22 protein-coding genes and 3 tRNA genes are annotated in these 22,418 nt (G+C 61.4%); 10 read left to right on the plus strand and 15 right to left on the minus strand.

Going from position 1 to position 22,418, the window contains the following annotated elements; all coding sequences use genetic code 11:
• Positions 1–198: 198 nt before the first annotated feature.
• The 4 genes from FFS13_RS11220 to FFS13_RS11235 form a co-directional block, all read right to left on the minus strand.
• Positions 199–1,032, minus strand: a complete 834-nt coding sequence (locus tag FFS13_RS11220; protein WP_171006469.1) for a replication initiator protein A — start codon at positions 1,030–1,032, stop codon at positions 199–201.
• A gap of 26 nt (positions 1,033–1,058) precedes the next feature.
• A complete protein-coding gene (locus FFS13_RS11225; RefSeq protein WP_137819182.1) occupies positions 1,059–1,355 on the minus strand; it encodes an AlpA family transcriptional regulator in 297 nt (98 codons plus the stop codon).
• A gap of 84 nt (positions 1,356–1,439) precedes the next feature.
• A complete protein-coding gene (locus FFS13_RS11230) occupies positions 1,440–2,225 on the minus strand; it encodes a DUF2285 domain-containing protein (protein WP_137819183.1) in 786 nt (261 codons plus the stop codon).
• 338 nt (positions 2,226–2,563) lie between these two features.
• Positions 2,564–2,914 carry a DUF2958 domain-containing protein gene (locus FFS13_RS11235; protein WP_137819248.1) on the minus strand — a complete coding sequence of 117 codons (351 nt, stop codon included), beginning with the start codon at positions 2,912–2,914 and terminating at the stop codon, positions 2,564–2,566.
• A 316-nt stretch (positions 2,915–3,230) separates the two neighbouring features.
• Between FFS13_RS11235 and FFS13_RS11240 the strand changes: the two genes are divergently transcribed.
• Complete coding sequence (locus FFS13_RS11240; RefSeq protein ID WP_137819184.1) at positions 3,231–3,521, plus strand: helix-turn-helix domain-containing protein; 291 nt, start codon at positions 3,231–3,233, stop codon at positions 3,519–3,521.
• A gap of 47 nt (positions 3,522–3,568) precedes the next feature.
• On the opposite strand, the gene FFS13_RS11245 is transcribed toward FFS13_RS11240, so the two are convergent.
• Together FFS13_RS11245 and FFS13_RS11250 are read right to left on the minus strand one after the other, a co-directional pair.
• A complete protein-coding gene (locus FFS13_RS11245) occupies positions 3,569–3,880 on the minus strand; it encodes a DUF736 domain-containing protein (RefSeq protein WP_137819185.1) in 312 nt (103 codons plus the stop codon).
• Between the two features lie 661 nt (positions 3,881–4,541).
• Complete coding sequence (locus FFS13_RS11250) at positions 4,542–5,846, minus strand: hypothetical protein (protein WP_137819186.1); 1,305 nt, start codon at positions 5,844–5,846, stop codon at positions 4,542–4,544.
• A gap of 300 nt (positions 5,847–6,146) precedes the next feature.
• Between FFS13_RS11250 and FFS13_RS11255 the strand changes: the two genes are divergently transcribed.
• Positions 6,147–6,344, plus strand: a complete 198-nt coding sequence (locus FFS13_RS11255) for a hypothetical protein (protein WP_065985085.1) — start codon at positions 6,147–6,149, stop codon at positions 6,342–6,344.
• Between the two features lie 253 nt (positions 6,345–6,597).
• On the opposite strand, the gene FFS13_RS11260 is transcribed toward FFS13_RS11255, so the two are convergent.
• Positions 6,598–8,631 (minus strand): ParB/RepB/Spo0J family partition protein, encoded by a 2,034-nt coding sequence (locus FFS13_RS11260; RefSeq protein WP_137819187.1) that lies wholly within the window; start codon positions 8,629–8,631, stop codon positions 6,598–6,600.
• An 80-nt stretch (positions 8,632–8,711) separates the two neighbouring features.
• Positions 8,712–9,542, minus strand: a complete 831-nt coding sequence (locus FFS13_RS11265; protein ID WP_137819188.1) for a DUF932 domain-containing protein — start codon at positions 9,540–9,542, stop codon at positions 8,712–8,714.
• 609 nt (positions 9,543–10,151) lie between these two features.
• On the opposite strand from FFS13_RS11265, the gene FFS13_RS11275 reads away from it, so the two are divergent.
• A complete protein-coding gene (locus tag FFS13_RS11275) occupies positions 10,152–10,952 on the plus strand; it encodes a hypothetical protein (protein ID WP_256657875.1) in 801 nt (266 codons plus the stop codon).
• A gap of 56 nt (positions 10,953–11,008) precedes the next feature.
• On the opposite strand, the gene radC is transcribed toward FFS13_RS11275, so the two are convergent.
• The gene (gene radC / locus FFS13_RS11280) at positions 11,009–11,518 is read right to left on the minus strand and encodes a DNA repair protein RadC (RefSeq protein ID WP_137819190.1); all 510 of its coding nucleotides are present in this window, start codon (positions 11,516–11,518) and stop codon (positions 11,009–11,011) included.
• 447 nt (positions 11,519–11,965) lie between these two features.
• On the opposite strand from radC, the gene FFS13_RS11285 reads away from it, so the two are divergent.
• A complete protein-coding gene (locus tag FFS13_RS11285; RefSeq protein WP_137819191.1) occupies positions 11,966–14,632 on the plus strand; it encodes an AAA family ATPase in 2,667 nt (888 codons plus the stop codon).
• A gap of 882 nt (positions 14,633–15,514) precedes the next feature.
• Here the strand turns inward: FFS13_RS11285 and FFS13_RS11290 are convergent.
• The 6 genes from FFS13_RS11290 to FFS13_RS11315 all read right to left on the minus strand — a co-directional run bounded on the left by FFS13_RS11290 (position 15,515) and on the right by FFS13_RS11315 (position 19,087).
• A tRNA-Cys gene (locus FFS13_RS11290) sits at positions 15,515–15,588 on the minus strand.
• Positions 15,589–15,631: 43 nt separating this feature from the next.
• Positions 15,632–15,707, minus strand: a tRNA-Gly gene (locus FFS13_RS11295).
• A 65-nt stretch (positions 15,708–15,772) separates the two neighbouring features.
• Positions 15,773–16,333 (minus strand): CDP-diacylglycerol--glycerol-3-phosphate 3-phosphatidyltransferase, encoded by a 561-nt coding sequence (pgsA, locus tag FFS13_RS11300; RefSeq protein ID WP_137819192.1) that lies wholly within the window; start codon positions 16,331–16,333, stop codon positions 15,773–15,775.
• 33 nt (positions 16,334–16,366) lie between these two features.
• Positions 16,367–18,190 carry an excinuclease ABC subunit UvrC gene (gene uvrC / locus FFS13_RS11305; protein ID WP_137819193.1) on the minus strand — a complete coding sequence of 608 codons (1,824 nt, stop codon included), beginning with the start codon at positions 18,188–18,190 and terminating at the stop codon, positions 16,367–16,369.
• Position 18,191: 1 nt separating this feature from the next.
• Complete coding sequence (uvrY, locus tag FFS13_RS11310) at positions 18,192–18,836, minus strand: UvrY/SirA/GacA family response regulator transcription factor (RefSeq protein ID WP_137819194.1); 645 nt, start codon at positions 18,834–18,836, stop codon at positions 18,192–18,194.
• A gap of 163 nt (positions 18,837–18,999) precedes the next feature.
• Positions 19,000–19,087, minus strand: a tRNA-Ser gene (locus FFS13_RS11315).
• Positions 19,088–19,220: 133 nt separating this feature from the next.
• On the opposite strand from FFS13_RS11315, the gene FFS13_RS11320 reads away from it, so the two are divergent.
• The 6 genes from FFS13_RS11320 to FFS13_RS11345 all read left to right on the plus strand — a co-directional run bounded on the left by FFS13_RS11320 (position 19,221) and on the right by FFS13_RS11345 (position 22,382).
• A complete protein-coding gene (locus FFS13_RS11320) occupies positions 19,221–19,889 on the plus strand; it encodes a Bax inhibitor-1/YccA family protein (RefSeq protein WP_137819195.1) in 669 nt (222 codons plus the stop codon).
• A 113-nt stretch (positions 19,890–20,002) separates the two neighbouring features.
• Positions 20,003–20,395, plus strand: a complete 393-nt coding sequence (gene tusD, locus FFS13_RS11325) for a sulfurtransferase complex subunit TusD (protein WP_137819196.1) — start codon at positions 20,003–20,005, stop codon at positions 20,393–20,395.
• Between the two features lies 1 nt (position 20,396).
• Positions 20,397–20,756: a sulfurtransferase complex subunit TusC gene (tusC, locus tag FFS13_RS11330; protein WP_137819197.1), complete on the plus strand. Its 360-nt coding sequence runs from the start codon at positions 20,397–20,399 to the stop codon at positions 20,754–20,756.
• The gene (gene tusB / locus FFS13_RS11335; RefSeq protein WP_137819198.1) at positions 20,756–21,055 is read left to right on the plus strand and encodes a sulfurtransferase complex subunit TusB; all 300 of its coding nucleotides are present in this window, start codon (positions 20,756–20,758) and stop codon (positions 21,053–21,055) included. Before tusC ends, tusB begins: the two co-directional genes overlap by 1 nt.
• Complete coding sequence (locus FFS13_RS11340; RefSeq protein WP_137819199.1) at positions 21,052–21,387, plus strand: TusE/DsrC/DsvC family sulfur relay protein; 336 nt, start codon at positions 21,052–21,054, stop codon at positions 21,385–21,387. Before tusB ends, FFS13_RS11340 begins: the two co-directional genes overlap by 4 nt.
• An 11-nt stretch (positions 21,388–21,398) precedes the next feature.
• Positions 21,399–22,382, plus strand: a complete 984-nt coding sequence (locus FFS13_RS11345) for a glycosyl transferase family protein (RefSeq protein WP_371922951.1) — start codon at positions 21,399–21,401, stop codon at positions 22,380–22,382.
• The last annotated feature ends 36 nt before the right edge of the window (positions 22,383–22,418 follow it).

Here is a 22,418-nt window from a genome sequence, read left to right on the forward strand (position 1 = left end):
TTGCGGTTGTCCACCGAAACGGCGCGCCTCTATAAAAAGTTAGAGCTTTTAAGTTAGAGAAGTTAAGGGAGCCTGGAGCCCGCGCAGGTTCTGGCTTCCAGGCGATTTCGCACGCCTGATAGCACGATAGGGGCACGCCCGATAGCACGATACCCCTTACGCCTGATAGCACGAGCCCGTCCACAGGTTTTCCCGCACTTACCCCCGTGCTGTGGGCGACACGGGGCGGAAGGTCAGCAACTCCGTGCTGGTCTCCGATATCCGCTCGATGCCAAGCACGTAGCCGGGCAGCGACTGCCGCGCCACCAAGGCGCGCAAGTCGCAGGCGAAGTCGCATGGCCTCGCCGTGCTGCCCGACTTGCGGTGCAGGTGTCGGAAGTCGAACTGCCATCCACCCGGCTGCTTGCCGCCATGCTTGCGCACCAGGCGGTACAGCCAGCGCTCTATACCACCGGTGAGCCGGAAGTACGCCGGGTCGATGGTCAGCACTAAGGCGGCGTCCATCACACCCGCGTAGAACCAGTCCGGCAGAATCAGCTCGATGCCCAGCGGCGTGCCGCAGGCGTCGGCCAGCTCCTTCCACTCGTTGATCCAGGAGAAGCGATGCAGTCGCCGCCCGGTGGTCTCGCGGATGGAGGTCGCCACCGTGGTCGACTGCAGGCGATCTAGGGCGGCCTTGAGGCGCTGGTAGTCGCGCAGCGACACCCCCCGCCCGATGAAGCGTAGGATTTCGTAGGGCGTGGCGCGCATCAGGCGCGACGGGGGCAAACCCGCGTCGCGCGCCTCGACGATCTGACTGGCAGCCCAGATCAGCACGTCGGCATCCCAGATCGTGGCAATGCCATGCTCCAGTGTGCCCTCCACGCGCACGGTGACGCCGCTGGCGCGGAAGTCGATCGGCGTCGTGCGCCGCGACTTGGCCAGCGAGAAGAACGGATAGGCCATCAGGTCCTGACTGTCGCGCGGCGCCATGTCGCCCGGCAAGGCGCGAAACAGGTCGAGCTGTTCCCGCTCCGACGAAGAGCTGGACATGGCGATGGCCACCGGCGAGCCGTGGATCAGCGCGCACGACTGTCGGCCGAGTGATGCTCGGCATATTCGGGATCGGACGTAACCTCGAAGCTGCGCTGGTCAGCCCAGCTGTCGAGATCGGCAACGGCATACATGACGCGCCGACCGAATTTGCGAAAACGCGGGCCGCCACCAATTACACGCTGTTTCTCCAGCGTACGCGGTGACAGACGCAAGTATTCGGCCGCCTCGTCGTTGGTCAGGTAGCGCTGCGGCTGAGCAGTGGCAACGGGGTGCAGGGGCGTGGAGTGGGCGGCAGCAGGTCGCACGGGAGCAGGTCGCATGGGGTGAGCCTCCATCGGTCAGGACAGCACGGCCGCACCAGCGCGGCCGGATGGAGGCAGTCTCAGGAATGGTGGGCGGCCTGCTCAGGGTCGTTTTGCGGGCTGCGCGGAACGACCCTCCCCACACTCGTCGAGCTGTGCCAGGCAGCGATAGCCGCCTTGCATCAGCGTCCGGCCGCGCCGCACCAGGCGACGCACCTTCGAGCGCAGGCCGCCGTCAGCGTGCCAGCCGCCGACCACCGCATCCGCGCCAAACAGCCCTTCGGCAACCTGGCGCAAGGACGCCCCCGCCAGGGTGGCGTCGAGCGCTTGAAGGGTATGCAGCTCCAGCAGCGCGGCGGAACTGGGCCGGCACCGTGCCGCCGCGAGCGGCGTAACATCGGCCGCGACAGTTAGCTTGTTCAGCCCGGCCGCGATTGCACAGTAGCGTGCGCAGGCCCGGACGGCATGGACATAGGCCATTCCGTCCTCCAGCCCGGGAGCGACGGCCAGCCGCAGGCAGCAGCCCGGCCAGCGCGTCGTTAGCAGCAAGCGCCGGCCGTCATGGACCAGGCATTTGCTACCAGGGATGTTCCAGAAATCGAAGGCTGCAGCATCGGGCATGGGATCGACATCGGGGTAAAGCTGTATCAGCTCCGGGTGGTCGGGGAACCAGGTCGGATGCGCGTCCCGCGCATCCAGGGCCGGGTCTTCCAGCAGGCGCAGCCCCCAGCAATGCGCAGCCTCGGGCCGGCGCCGCCGATGCATCCAGTCGCAGCGGTACTCCGGGTTCCTGCGCAGGTACTCCCAGGCCAGGGCGAGGTCATCCAGGTGCAGGACGTAGAGATAGGCCGCAGTGGGATACCACTGCTCGGCGTCGCGATCAGCCATGAGGCAACCTCCCTTTGCACAGGGTCCGTCGCCACGGGCTCGCAACGTGAAGTCAGGGCCTCCTCGACACAGCGTCATGTGGAAATACGTCAAGCGACTGCATCAAGACCGATTGACTCCGAAGCGTTGCACGGATCGTCCGAGTGCGACAGCGCCACCGTCCTTCAATGGTGCAGCGCCAGGCATATCCTGCAGCCTTGAGCGGTAGCCATCATGACCAATTCGGTCAGGCTTACATCGCCTGACTGCAACAGTGCCGATTGAGACCGGCACGGTCTGGACTCGGACCGAGTCGATCACAGTGCGCCCTGGACGACCTGGGCGGGATAGATGCGCGGTCAGTCCATGATCGAGCCGTTGAGGTGCGCCAGCCGCGTGTACTCCGACAGCGTGCGCGTCGCCCGGAAGTACAGGTCGCGCATGACCGGACGCTTGAGCGGCCCGACGATGGACGCCAGCTCGGACAGTTTCACGGTGCCCAGCGCGGGCATGCCGATACCCACGTCGCACAGGCCATAGGCCGTGTCCTCGTCGGCCGGATCGAGATCGGTCAGGAGCCAGGTCGCATGCGCGTCTGGGGTAAACAGCCGCACCACTGGTAACGGGTCGATGGCCTGGCCCGCCGCCCGGGCGCGGCCGTTCGCCAGCAACTGCTCGCGCTCCGCCTCGGTGATAAGCGGTAAGGTCATGGCAGCACGCCAGAAGGTGGGCGCGCCTTGCACGTAAGCGTTGATACACGGATGTGCATCCGCACGGAATCGCCAATCCGCCGATTCGGATTCGTGCATTCGTTCAGAGGCACGGATACGCATGCCAGCGAAACCGTGAAGGGACCAAGGCGTGGAATCGGCATTGCGCAAGTCAGGAAAGACACGGAGGTGCCTCTGCAGTTCTGATGAAATCCGCCGGTACGGGTTTCCGTAAAAGCACGAAAGCGCCGGAAATCCCGCCAATGAGTTAAAGATAACGTGGTTTTGATTCTCTCTCGACCCGACGCTTCTGTCCATGCAGAAGCGATCCGTACAGCCCGGCCGTCCGGCCGGCTCCACCACCTTCGATGCCGAGCTGGCACAAGCTTTCGGCACGGCGGTGCGTACGCTGCGAATGGAGCACGGCATCGCGCAGGAGTCGCTGGCGAACTTGGCCGGCATCGAGCGCTCGCACATGGGCAAGGTCGAGCGTGGCGAGCACATGCCCACGCTGGCGATCATCTTCAAGATCGCCAGCGCGCTCGATTGCAGTACGGCGGTGCTGATGGCGGCAACGGAAAGCCAGCTCGCCACTTCCCGGGCATAGCCCCGCGACAGCGTCCCGCCGCAACGGGCGGGACGTCGAGGTGGCCGTCAGGCCACCGACTTGCTGCGCGACCAGATCAGGTTGTGCGTACCGTCCTCTTCCTCGATCAGCCGGGCGTAGATCGTTGCCGGGAACGACGGGTCGTCGAGGGTCACGGACAGGTAGGGCCGTTCGGCCTGGCTGACTTTCTTCCAGGCCGCGCCGATGTCGTAGCCGCCGACCGCCTGGATGCGGTAGTCGGGGGCGCTCTCGCTGCTCCTGTCGTTGGGGACGAACTTGACCTTGACGTTAAGCGTCAGGGTACGAACCGTGCCGGTGAAGCCGTCGTTCTGAGCGGTGAAGGTGCCGATGTTGGCCATGATGATGTCTCCTTTCGGGGTAACCAAGGTCGCGCCCATCGCGTCCTTGTTGTGATCCGGCCGGCGGGGGACGGGCTGGCCGCACCGCGTAGCGGCCGCAACAGCGTGGAGGACCAGGAGGCGCACAGAATTTGTGGGCAAGGAATCCGCGCCGCGGAGGGGAAATTGTTTGCGCCGGACGGTTGCGGTCATAAAGCCCGAGGCTCAGCCGTGCCACCGCCAGGATTCACGACAAGCCAAGGACGCAACGGGCCGAACTCCCCCGAAAGGAAACAGGGCCGACTCGGTATCCCTGCGTGACGGCTTCACCGGCTTGCACTCTGACGCGGGCAAGGCCAACACCCCGACGACGGGCAAGAACGCCCTTGCCGCAGCCTGCGGCAACAGGCTGAGGCGTGGGCTGGAAGCGCCATAGCAAGGCCGTGCGGCATGTCCGTGGCCCATCCTTCGTGACCTGGCACAACGAACCACCAGCGTCGAGGGCGGTGCGCGCACGCACAACCTGTCGCAGCAAACCGAAGCGTGCCTCCATCGCGCCCCGTCCGTTGCGGCGGGACGCCATCAAAAGCCCTGCGCTAGCGGGCACCGATTGCCGTGCCGCGCCAGGCACTGGCGCGCCACCTCGTGTGTGGCTCAGCAGAAAACGGTCAAAGAGAGACACTCAGCAAGATAACCAAACATCAATTAGCTTCTGAGCTTTCTGTTTATCAACCAATGGCGATGAGTGAGGCCGAGCCGTGATAATAGAGCGCAGCTGATCTGGCGTTATACAATCGAATGTAGCCCCCACATCCAATCCATATCCATTTTCTAGCTCAAATTTCATAGCTCTCACAACGCTAGAACATTCGATGCATGCTTTTCTTATACCTTTCCAAGCAGCGCTAGCTTGGGTTGGCGGGTAAGTTTGAAAGGCAACCTTCCCCTTCATAAATTTAACGACCTCAAACTTTGACCGTTCGCAAACCGGGCATTCCCAAGAGCCCTCTAGCTCGCTCCACATCTGCGCACACCCTGGCAACGACAATAACATCGCCAAGTAATTCTCCGGAGGGACGCTCCCTACAGGTTTACTTTCCGTACGCCATCGACTCCAGTTAGCCTGGTGAACAATGTTGTTTCTCGCCATCTCGCGACTGAATGCCTCAGCGTCCACCAATTCCAAGCCACCATATCTATGATGCCCATTTGACAGTGTTGGAACAGCAGCTATTCCGACTGGATATCTTTCATACCAATAATCTTGTAGAACCGCCGCTTCGGCAACTTGGTAAACCAGTTTCATCCTCGCCACATAAGCTGGCCGAACGAGCTGCCACAGCGCCATCACCTTTGACTCATCCACACCATGTGAAACATGTTTGCCCACGTTAATAAATTGCCGAATTTGCCCAATGGAGAAGGATTGCCACTCAACGCGGCACCCTTTGTCCGACAGAATTTTTTTTGCCGCCGCATCAGAGTTATTACAATCCTCACAAATTAAAATCCGAGCATAAGATGAAAATGCTGGAGCCATTCGCTCAATCATCGCCAGCCCAGTACTTGTTGGATTTTCAGCACCACTCACAACAAAAACCTTATTAAACGCAGCCTTAAGCGCATCTTCCATGTGATCGTGATGCTCAACTAACTTCGCAAGTATTTGGCCTTTACTTCCAACCCTAGATATATCAAATTTGCCCCTTTCACAACATGGACACTTCCAGTACTGAGAGGTTTCTACCCAATTTCTATTCATCTCAAAAAGCTCTGCCCCATGGCGCTTTTTTATTTCACAAGACAAAGGCGACTCAACACCATCAAGCAAATCGAGCGTTCCATCATTTATACATTTGACTGCCAAACTCAACGCAGTAGCTCTTTCTTCCCGAACGCGCTCATGATAATCCTCGCTCTTTTCTGCCCAGGCCGCTAAAGCGTTAGGCTGCCTACCTAGACTGGCCCTTTCTTCGATTTCCGCCACGCCTATACTCTCCTTCAAGAATTAATCCGCCACACTCAAATGCCATTTTATCGATTGATTTTCGCGTTTAGCCTATTGATACCGCTCACGGATAACCGCCCTGTCGAAAGCGGCAACATATGTGCCTTATCGGGCCCCTTGCATACCAACCTGCGTCAGGGCTCTGCAGCTTTCTGCACGCTGCTATCGCAGCATTATGGGATAGACCATGATCACCATCGCTCAGGCCGCCAATCCTTTTGAGACGAACATATCTACCGTAGAATGCTGCCGCCCTTCCCCCTGCTCAATGAGACGCCTGTGAACCTCACTGACGCGACGATAGCGCTACTGCTCGCAGCCAAGATTCATGGCACGGATGCGGCGGTGCAAGCCACCGCCAAGCGTTGTTCCCAGCGCCTCTCCCGCAGCAAACGCGACCTCATGTTTACTGTCGTAAACAGTCGCGAGCCTCTGAAGCTCGTCGAGCACATCGCCCAGAATCTGGATCTGGAATAGCACCCAGAATCCGCGTCAGACGGCTGATGGCCTCGGTGCAGTTGCCTGCGCTTGGATGAAACCGGGTGAGGCAGAACCGCCGTGCACGGTTTGAGGCGGCCCCGGCGCAGCGCGTCGGGGCCGCCGGCGAGCCTACTGCCTAGCCCACCCCACCAGCCAGGGTAGCGGCTGGCGTCGGGCGGTCTTGTCGTTCATCGGGGAGACTCCGCTTGCGCAGCAGCGCCCCGGCTTTCTTGCCGGGGCACCGAGCGCATCAGGCAGCCAACGTGTGACCGTGTGCCCCGTCGTCGGCATCCACCGGCTCCAGTTCCGCCGCCACTTCCTGGACTGCCTGCGGCTGCGCACCCTGCTCTGTCCCGAAGACTGCCGGCATCCAGCCAGTGCCTTCGACCAGACGTTCAGCCTCGCTGGCAATGTCGGTCTTCTTGAGCTTGACCAACTGGTTGACGTACTTCGGCGCGAACTCGCCCACGGCCTCCAGAATCGCCGCCTTGGTGATGTGCTGGAAGTAGCCCTCAGCGGTCGGCTTCCACCATGCACCCATCTCTAGTCCCACGGCCTGGGCCAGCTCGATTCCGGGTTGGTACTGCGTAGCCCGAGGCGTGACCACATCGACGGTCACCGCCACGCACACCGCAAGCAACCGCACCAACTCGTCCTGGGGCATCGCCAGCAGCGCGGCAAACAGCTCAGCGCCGTCCTGCGGCAGCTGCTCGCTCCAAGCCTGGCGCAGCTCGTGCAGCGCCATGGCGGCGGGCGACTCCGACCAGTCCGGAGCCAGGCTGTCGAGCCGATCACAGAGGCTCAAGCGCACCCCGAGCGGCATGCCGTCGCGGTGCGGCCCAGCCTGCAGGACGGCTTGCACCATCCCATGTACCAGCGCCGCCAGCGCGACCTGCGGGTGCCGGGCCACCTCGATCTGCAGCGCCGCCGTACGATGGGCACTCAAACGTTGCGCCAGCCGGTCGGACAGGTTCGCAGCCTTGGGTGGCTCGGCGACCTCGTCGGCATCGTCGCTCACGCCTTCGCTGCCACCTTGCCCCTGGCGCAACCGCTCCAGGGTACGCAGCGCGTTGGCCTCGGCCTCGCGCAACAAACCGCGATGAATCAAGACCTCGCCGCTGCGGTCGATCGTAACCACGGCGCCGGCCACGTTGAGCACTTCCGGGGCGTAGCCCTGCAAAGACTCGCCCAGTGCATGCAGCTCAGCGGTCACCTGCTCGCGGCGCCGCTCCAGACCCGGCACCTTGTCTTCGTCGTCGGCGTCGTAGGCGTCCTCCAGTTCGGCATCGACCTTTTCCAGCCGGGTTTGCAGTGAGGCGATGCGACTCGCTTCGCGAGCGGTCGGTTCGTGGCGAGTACGCGGCGCGTTTTGGAAGGCTTGCCGATCCGCGTAGCTGAACTGCGGCACCGCCTCCACCCAGGCCCATCCCTCGGTGCGTACGTCCTCGGCCAGTGATTCAAGCTTGTCGCGCACCAGCGTCTCCAGCAGCGTGGCATCGGTGAGGTAGGTGCCGCTGTCATCGTCAGCGAACAGGTCGCGGCGGATGCCGCCGCCCGCCGCCGTATAGGCCTCCAGCCCGACGAAGCTCACCAGCGGATGACGCACATCGATTTCACGCTCCGTCAGGCGCGCCCGCAACGCCGACGCGCCGCGCTGCCAGTCTGGTGCGCCATAGAACGCGGCCTCCTGAGCGGCATGGTCGTCGGTAATGGTCAGGGCCATCAGTTGCTCCAGGGTGACGCTGCCGGCCCGGTAGTCCGCCATTAAGCGCGGCGAGACGTTCGCCAACCTCAAGCGGCGCTGCACCACCAGCGGGGTGACGCCGAAGTCGGCGGCGATGTCCTCCACGGGACGGCCTTCCTTGACCAGCGCGGCAAAGGCCTCGAACTGGTCGGCCGGGTGCATCTGCTCGCGCAGCAGGTTTTCGGCGAGGCTGACGGTACGGGCCGAGGCGTCAGGCACCAGCAGGCACGGCACCTCGAAATCGGCGGCCAGGCATTTCTTCTTCGCCAGTAGCTTCAAGGCGGTCAGGCGGCGGTCGCCGGCCACCACCTCGTAATGCTCGCCATCGGCGGCGAGGATGACGACGAGGTTTTGCAGCAGGCCAATACGGGAAATGCTCGCGGCCAGCTCGTCGATGGACAGGCGCGGCGTGGTGCGCGCATTGCGTTTGGAGCGACGCGGCAGCAACTGCGCGAGCGGCAGCAACAGCAGGTTCTTGGTCGGGTCGGCCACTTGCAGGGCGGACACGCTGACAGCTTCGGTGGGGATGATCGCGTTCATGGTGGTAGCTCCATTCAAGGGATAACGACTGCGGTTGAAATGGAGGGGCCGTACAGCTGACAGCCACCTCCGGATGGGGGTCAGGCTTTCAACTGGCGCAGGCCATCGGCCAGCAGCCACAGGGCGCGGTTCAGGCGCAGGTCTTGGTCGATGCCCTGCACGGGGCGGGTGCGCTGGCGGCGCCCGTTGCCGCCGCGCCCGGCCAGACCGCCGCGAATGAGGTTTTCCTGGGTGCGGTTGAACACGCTCCACAGGTCGGCCCGGTTGTCGTCGAGGCGGCGTGCGGCCAGCACCTGCCGTTCGGTGATCGGTGCCGGCTTGCCGGGGTCGTCGTACTTGAGGGCGAGTGCGGCACGGGCAAAGACTTCGGCCTCGCCGCCGTCCAGGGTGACAGCGCGCATGGCCTCGCGGGACGCCTGCGCCTGCTCGAAACCGTGCAGCACCTCGTAGGCGCCCTCGATCACCTGGGCGGCTACGTCGCCCTTGTGCGGCGCGCGCACGTCCGCCACGGTGTCACCGCAAACCAGACCGTTCTGGCAGACAAAGCGGAACATGCCGGCCAGCATCTGGTAGCTGCTGGTGCCGTCGTGCGAATTCAGCAGGATGATTTCGTTGGCCTCGCCCCGGGCGTCGATCTGGCTGGAGTGGCGCAGGCGGATCATGTGCTTGGTAAAGTCTCGCCGGTCGTCCCGGCGCACCCGGGTCTGGCACACCATGAAGGGCTCGAAGCCCTCGCCACGCAGCTCCTGCAACACGGTCGCAGTCGGGATGTAGCTGTAGCGCTCGGAGCGACTTTCGTGTGGCGCCTCGGCGAAGATGGACGGGGCCACGGCGCGAATCTGCACATCCGACAAGGGAGATTCCGAGCGCAGCACCGGGGAGCGGTACGAAAAGTTGGAAGCAAGTTGCATGGTCGTTCTCCTGACAAGGATTGGCTGTCGAAAACCACCACCGGATTCCTAGATTCGGAGCCCGCTTTCGGCTCTTCCGGTGGGGGCGGCGCGAAGACCTGGGCTAGCCTCGTTGCCACCGTCTTTCCTGAGTTCATCGCCCGCGACGGTCAGGAGCGCGCGGACAGGCGCCGTCAAGGAGGCAAGCGCCGGGTGGGTGCGGCCCGCAGGCGCAGCCGAGGACACGGCCCGGCGCGCCTTGATGGCCCAAGACCGCGCGCTACAGTCGCGACAAGGTGATGAAGTCAGGGAAAGGCGGATCGACAGGCAATGGCCGCAGCATGGGCGACGGCCCCACGCAAGCGCAGCGCGCAGGCCCAGATTCACGAAGCCGGGCCGTAGGCATCAGCCGAGCACAGCGAGGGAACGATGGAAGCCCAAGGGGGCGAGACTCTCGCAGCGAGGCTCGCTGCACAGCACGACAGCGCGCCCGGCCACGGGCTGGGGATGCCCAAACAACAGGAAGTACCTGAGAGCCGGTCAAGCAATGTGGTCTGGGGTACCGACACACCCGCCGGGGTCAAATAGGCTGCAAAGCGCCTTCAACATAAGGGACGACACATGCGTACCATGCATACCACCAACCCGCAGCAAGCCTGCGAGAACATCCTGAGCGACGAAAAGCGCTACAACACCGAGCACAACATCCTGCCCAGCGAGAATGCTGTTATCGATCGCCTGCTCGCTCGCAACCTCGAGCTGAAACAGGCCTACGACGAACTGCACGAAAAGCTGTCCCCGCAGCCGCCGGCACTCAGGGTGTTCCTGGGCCTTTTGCTGAGTACCGCAGCCTTTTGGAACCCGGAGAAGATCGCCAAGTCCCGCGACCAACGGAGCGAACTCGCAGATACCAACCGAGAGATCGCGCAGAAGGCCGAAGAGTTGGCGCAGCTGCTGGAGCACCGCTCCCGACTGCATGACACATCTGGGTTCCGCAGCCACACCCACTACCACGTTTGCGACGTGATCGAGGCGGCGGCCAGGAGCCACCCTCTCTTCAATACCTTTGTGAAGGAACACCTGGACGCCCTCTGTGGCCAGTTCGACCTGAAATACTGGCCCTCGCTGGATCAGCTCTTTCGGGCGGTGGCCACGGACGCGGTAAGTGCCACCCTGGTAGCCACGGACCCGCTGACCCTGGCTGCGACGGCAGCAGCGCGTCCATCGCGGGCCGACTTCTTCAAGGCACTGTTCGCCGCCATCGAGGAGAACAGCGCGTCTCACCATGGACAGTTGCCCGAAGGTTTCCGGCTCACCGATGGCACGTTGGCCTCATTGGCGAACTGCGCGCTGGACCTGGGGCCGGACGAACTGACAGACAGCGCCTATGTGAAACGACTTCGCCAGCGCGAACGCCATGGCGACAAGTGATGCCGTGCCGGCCGCATTCGGCGGCGCAGCAAAAAGGGGGCCGAAGCCCCCTGCGGCTAGAGCAGCCCCTGCTCCGCAAATGACGTAGTGGCCTCACCGCCCACGATGATGTGGTCCAGCGTGCGCACCTCCACTAGCGCCAGGGCCTCCTTGAGGCGCTGGGTCAGCACCTTGTCCGCCTGGCTTGGCTCTGGATTTCCGCTCGGATGGTTGTGCGAGAAGATCACCGCCGCTGCGTTGACTCGCAATGCCTCCTTCACCACTTCGCGCGGATACACCGAAGCCTGGTCGATGGTGCCGCGAAACAACTCCACGTACTCGAGCAGCCGATGCTGACTGTCGAGGAACAGTGCCGCGAACACCTCGTGCTCGAAACCGACCAGCTTGGTGCGCAGGTAGTCCTTGACCAGCTCCGGCGCAGTGAACAGCGCCCCGCGGGAGTGTTTCTGGTCGATGACCTGGCGCGCCACGCTCAGAATCTGATCCACGGACGCTGGCAGGTAGCGTCCCTGTGCGTCACGCACCAGCAGCATGGAATCGAACGAGGAAAAGGAAAGTTGCGACATGGTCGTGCTCCGGTTACTCGGGCGGAATTGCCCGGAACCGGCGCCAGCACGGCGCAGCGCAGCTGTCAGGGGTCAACGACGGCCGCCAGGACGCCAGCGCGCCATGCACGCGCAGCCCTTGACGGCGAGAACGCCGTGATACGGTGAAGGGAACAGCAAGACCGCCCCCACTCCACCCATGCCACGGATCGGCAAGCGGAGCGCGCAGTCCCTCAAGGGCCGGAGACGTCAGCGATGGAAGCCGAAGGGGCGAGACGCCAACGGCGGCTCGATGCAAAGCACGACAGCGCGACCGGCCATTTCACAGCCGGGGACGCCCTGATCGCCGGAGGTATCTGAGAACCCGAAGGGCATCAACAGCTAGGGTACCGACAGATGCGTCTTGCCCGGGGGACCCTCGCTTACGCTACGCTTAGCGCCAAATAGCCAACAACAAGGAGGGGGTGAATGGCATCTGCAAGGCAGGACTTCGAACGCTACGTGCGGTGGCTTTATCAGCCGGACAAGCAGGTGCCCGAGGACGTGCGGCGCCTAGCTACCCTAGCACTGCGAAATTTCGATGAGCTGGCGGGGACATCACGTCAACGCAACCAGCGATCCACTTACCTCGTAGGATTGGTTTGCACTGACCTTGCGAACACAGTCGCTGCAGCACCGGCTGCGGCCGTCGAAGCCGATGCCGGCACTTGGCCGTGGGCCAAGCTTCGGCATCTAACACTAGGCCCATTCCGAGGGTTTCGGGTACCTGAGCCGTTCGACCTTTCGAAGCAGATCATCCTCTTCTATGGTCCCAACGGCAGTGGCAAGACCAGCTTGTGCGAAGGGCTGGAATACGCCCTCCTCGGAGATGTCGAAGAGGCTGGCAACAAGCGCATTGCCGCACGCACCTATCTTGCCAATGTTCACGACAGGCGATTCGACCCTCCAGTACTGAAGGCCACAGATCAACACGGGCGAGAAGTCGACGTTGTTGCCAGTCTCGACACCTATCGCTTCTGTTTCATTGAGAAGAACCGGATAGATGCATTCTCAAGGATCGCAGCTCGGCCCAATGCACAACGAGCAGAACTGATTGCCACCCTCTTCGGCATGGATCAGTTCAATGAGTTCGTCAGCCACTTCAACGAGTCGATTGACGGGCAACTCGTCTTGATCGGCGAGCGGCAGAATACCTTGGCTGCACGCCGCAATGCATTGGCTGCGGACCGTGCGACTATCGAGAGCGAAGCAGCATCTCAGCAGGTGCTTTCCGATGAGGAGGCAGCGTTAGCGAGAGAGTATGCAGCCGACACTACCTACGAAGCACTCAAGAACCTAATAGGTACCGCCGATGCTCCTGGTCGGCTGCAGGAGCTTGACGGCATTCTGGAAGCTGTGCCGCCAAATGTGCTTGGCGTAATCCGTCAAGGCCTCCTAGATGCGCTAGACAAGGCTCGGCAATGCGGCGAGGGACTCGATGCCATCATCGCCGCACTTCGCGCAAAGAGCGACCAAGTCTCTTTCAAAGCGCTGTATGACTCCGTGCTCGCTCTCCGGGATGTTGTCGGAGATCGCTGCCCTGCATGCGACACACCGCTCGACGGTCAGCCCCACGTCGAGACAAATCCCTATCAGAAGGCAACGGACGGCCTGAGGCAACTCGAAGAGTTGGGAGTCCTACAAGATCAGCAGCAGACTGCAGAAACCGCACTCGGCCAGGCATCTCGCGAACTACGCCAGATGTTCGCCCCCATCGCCACGTTCCTTACAGCACAAGCCGAGGAAGGTGGCGCGATCGGTCGTTGGATCGCGCAGCTTCCAGGGGAACCCGTGGGCCGCTGGTGGTCAGTCATTCACCCACAAGCTGCTGCCACTGAAGCAGAGATTCCATCGATGGACGAGATCCTTGCAGTCGTCGATCGCATGGCTGCACAAGACGATGCATCACGGCAGGCGCAACATGACCGGCAGCCACACGTTGCTGAACGTCGGCGACTCAGCGAGTTTCAGTTGCGGGTTCAGGCCCAGGACCTCAAGCGACAGCAGTTGAAGGAAAACGTCGAAGCCGCAAATAACCGTATCAAGGCATTTGACGAAACAAACGCTGAACTCATTACCCAAGCAGAGCAAGAGAAGCTAGACATAGCACGAGATACGCCCTTCAAGATAGCGTATGACCGATTCTTGGAAGAGCTGCGGGCGTATAGAGACCAGCTTCCAGAGCAATTGATGGCCGGTCTTAACGACGCAGCTAAGGATCTCTACAACGCGTTCAATCGCAATGACCGGGATGAAGACAAGCTTTCCGCACTACATCTTCCATTGGCTGGTGATGGAAAGATTGAAATCAGCTTCCGCAGTAATCCTGATGCTCGCATGGATGCTCTGCACGTCCTTAGCGAAGGCCATATCCGCTGCCTCGGGCTGGCTATTCTCATGGCCAAGGCAAAGAGCATAGGCTGCCCCGTCATCGTTTTCGATGACGCCATCAATGCGATCGACCATGACCATCGAGGCGGCATCCGCGAGGCCATATTTGAAAGCGATCAGTTCGCACAAACTCAGTTAATCGTAACCTGCCACAGCAATGAGTTCATCAAGGACATCCAGCAGCATCTTCCCGCCCAGCGGCGAGGTTCGTGCCAGGTCTACTTGTTCCGCCATCACGACGGAAACTATCAACCTAGAGTGGCGGGCAACATTCCAACTGCGAACTACATCGCCAAGGCCCGAGCGGCACGGGAAGCACTGAATGATAGAGAGGCTTTAGCTGCATCACGCCAAGCTCTCGAAATGCTCTCAGAAAAAACTTGGCGCTGGCTGGGAAGTCATGATCAAGGCCTTCTCAATCTCCTGCTCGCGGGTGTTGGAGCTGAGCCCGCACTTCGCAACCTGTGCGAAGCACTAGTGAAGAAGTTGCGCGACGCACAGACCTTCAACCATGCCAACAAAGACCCGCTTTTGACCGCCTACGGCCGAGTTCTCGGAATCCCCATGAATAACCTTGTGTGGACCTATCTCAACAAGGGCACCCATGAGGAGGCCGAACGGGATGATTTTGATGGTGAGCTCGTCGAGACCGTGGTCCAAACGCTAGAAGAACTTGACCGCCTCGATCTACGACCTGGCCGCTAGCGGATCAGTTGATCGCGTTGTGTATTACCCTGCCGATCTCGCCGGCAGGGCAGCCAGAAAGCTCTTCTGAGCAAGCCGAGTGACCATGGACGAGAACAAGAAATTTGAGTTGGACGAAGCAGCGAGCCGTAAATAAAAAGCCGCCCTTGCAGAGGCAAGGACGGCTTCCAAATTGGTGCCCGAGGCCGGAATCGAACCGGCACGCCTTTCGGCGGGGGATTTTCGTCCCACTTCGGCTTTCGCCGCCGTCCTGCAAGTCGCGGGACGTTCGTGGGCTGGAGCACGCCTTCACCATAGCCTTGCGGCCGTAGGTGCCCGCCGTCTGCTCTCTACACCTTCCCAAGCGGGGCTTGGGCTTGGCTCGGCGTTGGCTCGGACACCGAAGTATCCAGGGCTTTCGCCGAATTTGACGGGCTTCACTTCGGACGTTTCCCTCCGAAGGCTCAAATTGTTTAAGTCCCCTGTGTCTACCGATTTCACCACTCGGGCGTAGTGCACAACGCGCAAAAACACTTACCGCTATCTACCGGCGCCTAGCTGGCCCCTAGTTCGCCAAGACTAACTACGAAGTTACGTCCTGGCTACTCGCAAGCTCTTGTCACCATTGACTTTTTAGCCGAGCTGGACAAGCTGAAAAAGCTTGACAAGTCGGATTTTAAGTCCCTTGCGTCTACCAATTTCGCCATCCGGGCGGTAGAACGGTAAATCTTGGCTATGGGTGCTTGCGGCAGAATCGACATCCGCGCCCCATGGCGAGCGCAGGAATATATACAGCCCTACCCTGCGACGCAAGTTTCAACAGCTACAAATTGAGCGCGGAAGGAACATCCACCTCAATAGAAAAAGCCCCGTAGATCAAAGATCTACGGGGCTTTCCTATAATGGAGGCCGAGGTCGGAATCGAACCGGCATAGACGGATTTGCAATCCGCAGCATAACCACTCTGCCACCCGGCCTCAAACGAAGACGCCGCAAACTGCGGCGTCAACGTCAACAAATTGGAGCGGGAAACGAGACTCGAACTCGCGACCCCGACCTTGGCAAGGTCGTGCTCTACCAACTGAGCTATTCCCGCGTCTTGGTGACGGGCGCCATTCTATAGAATCCAAACACCCAGTCAACCCCTTGATTCAAAAAAGCTTATTTATTTTTCGCGGTTGGGCTGAGGTGCGGCCAGGCGGCGATCAGGTACTGCACCATGGACCACAGCGTCAACGCCGCCGCGACAATCAGCAGTACATAACCGAGCACCACCCAGACCGTCAGCAATGGCGGATTAGCCAACAAGATCACCAGCGCCACCATCTGCGCAGCAGTCTTCCATTTGCCCAGGTTAGATACCGCCACATGCGCCCGCGCACCCAGTTCAGCCATCCACTCACGCAATGCCGAGATGACAATCTCTCGGCCAATGATGATGGCCGCCGGCAAGGTCAGCCAGAGAGTGGCGTGCTCCTCCACCAGTAACACCAGTGCTACAGCCACCATCAGCTTGTCCGCCACCGGATCGAGAAAAGCCCCAAACGGCGTGCTTTGCTCCAGGCGGCGAGCCAGATAGCCATCGAGCCAGTCAGTGATGGCGGCAAAACCAAACACCGCACTGGCGGCCAGATAGCTCCACGAGAACGGTAGATAGAACAGCAAAATAAAGATCGGGATCAGCAGGACGCGCAGTATGGTGATCAGGTTGGGGATATTCATCGGCACGACTAGGCTGCGAGGTGAGCCGGCATTCTACTCGCTGTGCAGGGCGGCATAAATCAGCTCGGCGAGCTTTTTACTGATCCCGGGTGCTTTGGCGATTTCTTCGGTGCTGGCGCGCGCCAGCTCTTGCAGGCCGCCGAAATGATTGAGCAACTCACGCCGGCGCTTCGGCCCTACTCCGGCGACCTCTTCCAGGCTGGAAGTACGGCGCGCCTTACCACGCCGCGCACGGTGCCCGGTAATGGCAAAACGGTGCGATTCATCGCGAATCTGCTGGATCAGGTGCAGCGCGGGTGAATTGCCCGGCAAGGTGAACTCGTGGGCCGCATCATTCAGGTAAAGAGTTTCCAGCCCAGGCTTGCGGGTTGTGCCCTTGGCCACCCCGAGCAAGATTAGATCCGGCACCGCCAACTCTTGCAGCACCTCCCGCGCCATCGCCAACTGCCCTTTACCACCGTCCACCAGAAGGATATCCGGCAGCTTGCCCTCGCCATCCTTAACCTTGCTGAAGCGACGAGTAAGCGCCTGGTGCATGGCGGCGTAGTCATCGCCCGCCGTGACTCCTTCGATGTTGTAGCGGCGGTAATCGGATTTAAGCGGCCCTTCTGGGCCGAACACCACGCAGGAGGCAACAGTCGCCTCACCGCTGGAGTGGCTGATATCGAAGCACTCCATCCGCTGCGGTGGCTCATCCAGATCCAACGCTTGCGCCAAAGCATCGAAACGCGCGGCGAGGTGCTGACGATTGGCCAGGCGCGACGCGAGCGCCTGCTCGGCATTGGTCACCGCCAACTGCTGCCAGCGCGCCCGGGTGCCACGCACACGGTGACTGATACTCAGCTCCCGCCCCCGCAACGCTGAAATCGCCTCGATCAACGCCGGGAAATCGTCGTGGGCGGCATTGACGATGAGCTCGCTAGGCAGATCGCGCTCATGACTGCTCAGGTAGTACTGCGCCAGAAACGCTGCCAGCACTTCACTGACATCTTCTTCAATGGCCACCTGCGGGTAGAAGTTCTTGCTCCCCAGCACGCGCCCGCCGCGCACGCTGATCAGGTGTACGCAAGCCCCCCCCGGGTTGACCATGGCCGCGACAACGTCCACATCGCCTGTGCCGCCCTCCATGCTTTGTTGATCTTGTACGCGCCGCAGCAGGGAAATTTGATCGCGCAGTTCGGCGGCACGTTCAAACTCGAGATTCATGGCCGCCTGCTCCATGCCGCTGGACAACTCGTCGGTCAGGGCATTGCTGCGCCCCTCGAGGAACATGACCGAGTGCCGCACATCCTCGGCGTACTCGGCGGGATCGACCAAACCGACGCAGGGGCCTTTGCAGCGCTTGATTTGATATTGCAGGCAAGGCCGGGTGCGGTTTTTGAAGTAGCTGTCTTCGCACTGACGAACCAAAAAGGTCTTCTGCAATAAACTGAGGCTTTCACGAATGGCCCCGGCACTCGGGTAAGGCCCGAAGTAGCGCCCCTTCTGCTTTTTGGCGCCACGATGAATGCTCAGGCGCGGATAGTGACCGTCGGACAGAAACACGTAGGGGTAGGACTTATCGTCCCGCAGCAGGATGTTGTAGGGCGGTCGCCATTCCTTGATCAGCGTCTGCTCAAGTAGCAGCGCCTCGGTCTCGTTGGCGGTGATGGTGGTTTCAACCTGGGCGATCTTGACCACTAATGCGGCGGTCTTGGGCGCCAGCCCGGTCTTGCGGAAATAGCTGGCGAGGCGTTTCTTCAGGTTTTTCGCTTTGCCCACATAGAGCAGCTTGGCGTCCGCATCGAACATGCGATACACGCCAGGCCGCCCACTGCAGGTGGCGAGGAAGGCGCTGGAGTCGAACGGTTCAGCCATCTCAGCTGGAGGCATCGACCATGCCATGGCGCACGGCCAACAAGGCCAATTCCACGTCACTGGTAATCGCGAGCTTGTCGAAAATGCGATAGCGGTAGGTATTCACCGTCTTCGGCGATAGGCAGAGCTTGTCGGAGATGCTCTGCACCTTCTGGCAGCCGGCGATCATCAGGGCAATCTGGATTTCACGCTCAGACAGCAAATCGAAGGGCGAGCCATTGGTCTGCGGCTGGAAGGACTTCAGCGCCAGCTGCTGGGCAATCTGCGGGCTGATATAACGCTGGCCGGCGAACACCAGCCGAATGGCTTGAACCATCTCCTCCAGCGCGGCGCCCTTAGTCAGGTAACCGGCCGCACCGGCCTGTAGCAGGCGCGTGGGAAACGGATCATCTTCACAGACGGTCACTGCAACGACTTTCAGATCGGGGTGACTACGCAGGAGTTTACGGGTGGCTTCGAGGCCGCCGATGCCGGGCATCTTGATGTCCATCAGCACGACATCCGGCTTTAGTTCGCGGGCTTTTTTCAGCGATTCTTCACCGGAGTCAGCCTGCCCCACCACTTGCAAGCCATCGATATCGGCCAACATGCGGGTGATGCCTGTTCGAACCAAATCGTGGTCATCGACCACTAGCACCCTAATCAAGCGACACCTCGTTGTGCGTCAAAAGCCGCTCATTGCAGCGGTCTTATCGGATGCTGGCCACCTTAGCAAAAAAGCTTCGGCTAAACCTAGCTTGGCGCATAACCGTCAAATAGCGAGCGCCAGGATTTGGGTTGTGGCGCTGCTGATTTGAGCGAAGAGAAGATGGCGGAGGCGGTGGGATTCGAACTCACGGACCTGTTACAGTCGACGGTTTTCAAGACCGTTGCCTTAAACCACTCGGCCACACCTCCGCAAAAGTGCGGGCGGCAATAATACCGGAACGAAACACACTGTCAAACTCTCGAGATTGGCAGTGGCAAGGTCTCTGTTATGATCCCTTACGACCTTGGTCACGGAACCCTAAGTCCTTTCAGGAGTGTTGCCATGCACGAACAAGATTACGCAGTCAGCCACGCGCAGGTCGAGCAGCTGGAAGTCAGCCGCGTTCTGCGCAACACCTATGGCCTGCTGGCCATGACGCTGGCCTTCAGCGGCCTGGTGGCCTATGTAGCGCAGCAGATGCGTGTCCCTTACCCAAGCTTCTTCGTGGTGCTGATCGGCTTTTACGGCCTGTTCTTTCTGGCTGCCAAGCTGCGCAACTCGCCTTGGGGCCTGGTGGCGACATTCGCCCTGACCGGTTTCATGGGTTACACCCTCGGCCCGATCCTCAACCGCTACCTGGGCATGCCCAATGGCGGCGAAGTCGTCAGCTCGGCGTTTGCCATGACTGCCCTGGTGTTCTGTGGCCTGTCGGCCTATGTGTTGACCACGCGCAAGGACATGAGCTTCCTGGCGGGTTTTATCACCGCCGGTTTCTTTGTGCTGATCGGCGCCACGCTGGCGAGCCTGTTCTTCCAGATCAGCGGCCTGCAACTGGCGATCAGCGCTGGCTTCGTGCTGTTCTCCTCGGTCTGCATCCTGTTCCAGACCAGCGCCATCATTCATGGCGGCGAACGTAACTACATCATGGCCACCATCAGCCTGTACGTGTCCATCTACAACCTGTTCGTCAGCCTGCTGCAGTTGCTGGGTATCGCTGGCAGCGACGATTGATAGCTTGCATGCTGTAGAAAAGCCCGCTTCGGCGGGCTTTTTCATGCCTGCGGCGAGCAACTTGCGCGTTCAGGCCGTATCATTCCGGCAGAATTTCCCTTGCCGGGTATGCCATGAAGTTTGCCATCGCCCTCTTCTCCCCACCGTACGCACCCTCCTCGCGGCGCGCATTGCGCTTTGCCCAGGCCGCATTGGCGGGTGGGCATGAAATCGTGCGGCTGTTTTTCTATCAGGATGGCGTGTACAGCGCCTCGAATAATGTTGTGACACCCCAGGATGAGCTGGACTTACCTGGCGAATGGGCGGCCTTCGTCCGCGAGCAACAACTCGATGGCGTGGTGTGTATCGCCGCCGCCTTGCGGCGTGGCGTGCTGAATGAGGAGGAGGCGCAACGCTACCAACGCGGCGCCGCCAACCTGGCCCAGCCCTGGGAGCTCTCCGGCCTGGGGCAACTGCATGAGGCGGTGCAGCTGGCCGATCGCCTGGTCTGTTTTGGAGGCCCTTGAGATGGCCAAATCACTCCTGATCATCTGCCGCCAGGCGCCCTGGTCCGGCCCCGCTGCCCGCGAGGCACTGGATATCGCCCTGGCCGGCGGCGCCTTCGACCTGCCTGTCGGCCTGCTATTTCTCGACGACGGGGTTTTCCAGCTAGCCCAAGTCCAGCAACCCAGCGCATTGCAGCAGAAAGACCTGACCGCCAACCTCCAGGCCCTGCCACTGTTCGGCGTGGAATCGCTCTATGCCAGCACGCGCAGCCTGCAGGAGCGTGGCCTGGCTGCCCAACCCCTGAATTTACCGGTGCAAAGCCTGGATGATGCGGCGCTGGCCACCCTTATCGACCATTACGACCAGGTGATCACCCTCTGATGGCCACCCTGCATATCCTCTCCCATTCACCGTTCAGCGACAGCCGCCTGAGCAGTTGCCTGCGCCTGCTCGGCTCCGCGGATGCGCTGCTGCTGACGGGCGATGCGACCTACGCCCTGCAGCCCGGCAGCGCCCACCTGCAAGCGCTGGAACTGATGCCCGCCAGCATCGCGTTGTTTGCCCTCGACGAAGACCTGCACGCCCGCGCCCTAAGTGGCCCGGCCCGCCTGCAGGCGCTCGACTACCCGGGCTTTGTCGACATCTGCACGCGCTTTGCCAAGGTCAACAGCTGGCTATGAGGGCATTGATAGTCGATCGGCGCAGTATCGCGCTGGACAAAGACGGCTACCTGCTCGAGCTGAGCGACTGGTCGCCGGCTGTCGCCGAAGCCCTGGCCGCGCAGGAAGCATTGCCGCTGAGCGCCGAGCACTGGGAAGTCCTGCAACTGCTGCGGGCTTTCTATGGCGAATTCCAGCTTTCTCCGGCCACCCGCCCGCTGATCAAGTATGTGGCGCTGAAACTCGGACCGGAAAAAGGCAACAGCCTGCATCTCAACCGCCTGTTCAAGGGCACCCCAGCCAAACTCGCCGCCAAACTGGCGGGCCTGCCGAAGCCGACCAATTGCCTATGAATCCGCAGCCTCTGACTCTGACCACCCCAGCCGAGCACCCTTTCGCCCATTACGTGCGTATCCTCGGTAAAGGCAAGCGTGGCGCCCGTAACATGACCCAGGACGAAGCCCGCGAGGCGATGGGCATGCTGCTCGATGGCACAGTCGAAGACACCCAACTGGGCGCCTTTCTGATGCTGATGCGCTACAAGGAGGAAAGCCCCGAGGAGTTGGCCGGCTTCACCCAGGCCGTTCGCGCGCGTCTGGGCGCCCCGGCCCTCGCCGTTGACCTGGACTGGCCGACCTACGCTGGCAAGAAACGCCACCTGCCCTGGTACCTGCTGGCCGCCAAGTGCCTGGCCAACAACGGTGTGCGCATCCTGATGCATGGCGGCGGCGCGCACACTGCCGGACGGCTGTACAGCGAGCAGTTGCTCGAATTGCTGGGCATCCCGCTTTGCCGCGACTGGCCGTCGGTCGGCCAGGCGCTCGAGCGGCAGAACCTCGCGTTCAGCCCGCTGGCAGACTGGATGCCGCAACTGCAACGGATGATCGACCTGCGCAACACCCTGGGCCTGCGTTCGCCGATCCACTCCCTAACCCGCGTGCTCAACCCACTCAACGCGCGCTGCGGCCTGCAGAGCATCTTCCATCCGGGCTATCAGGCGGCGCACCGCGAGGCCTGCCAGTTGCTCGGCGACCACAGCATCGTGATCAAAGGTGATGGCGGCGAGATCGAAATCAATCCGGATGTCGGCTCGCACCTGTACGGCACGACCGGCGGCAGCAACTGGGATGAGGAATGGCCGGCGCTTTCGGCGCAGCGCCACGTCAAACCGGAAAGGCTTGATCCGGAACATCTGCGCGCCTTCTGGAAGGGCGAAGTCGAAGACGACTATGGCCGCCTGGCGGTGCAAGCCACGATGGCGCTGGCTCTACGCGGGCTAGGCAGGCCGCGCGAAGAGGCGTTCGCGCAAGCTCAGCAGTACTGGGATGCGCGCAATCAACCGATTTAATCGATCCTGAAGGCGTAGAGTTTGCGCCATTCGTTC

The sequence above is a fragment of the Pseudomonas sp. 2FG genome, from assembly GCF_005502935.1.
Lineage (GTDB): Bacteria > Pseudomonadota > Gammaproteobacteria > Pseudomonadales > Pseudomonadaceae > Aquipseudomonas.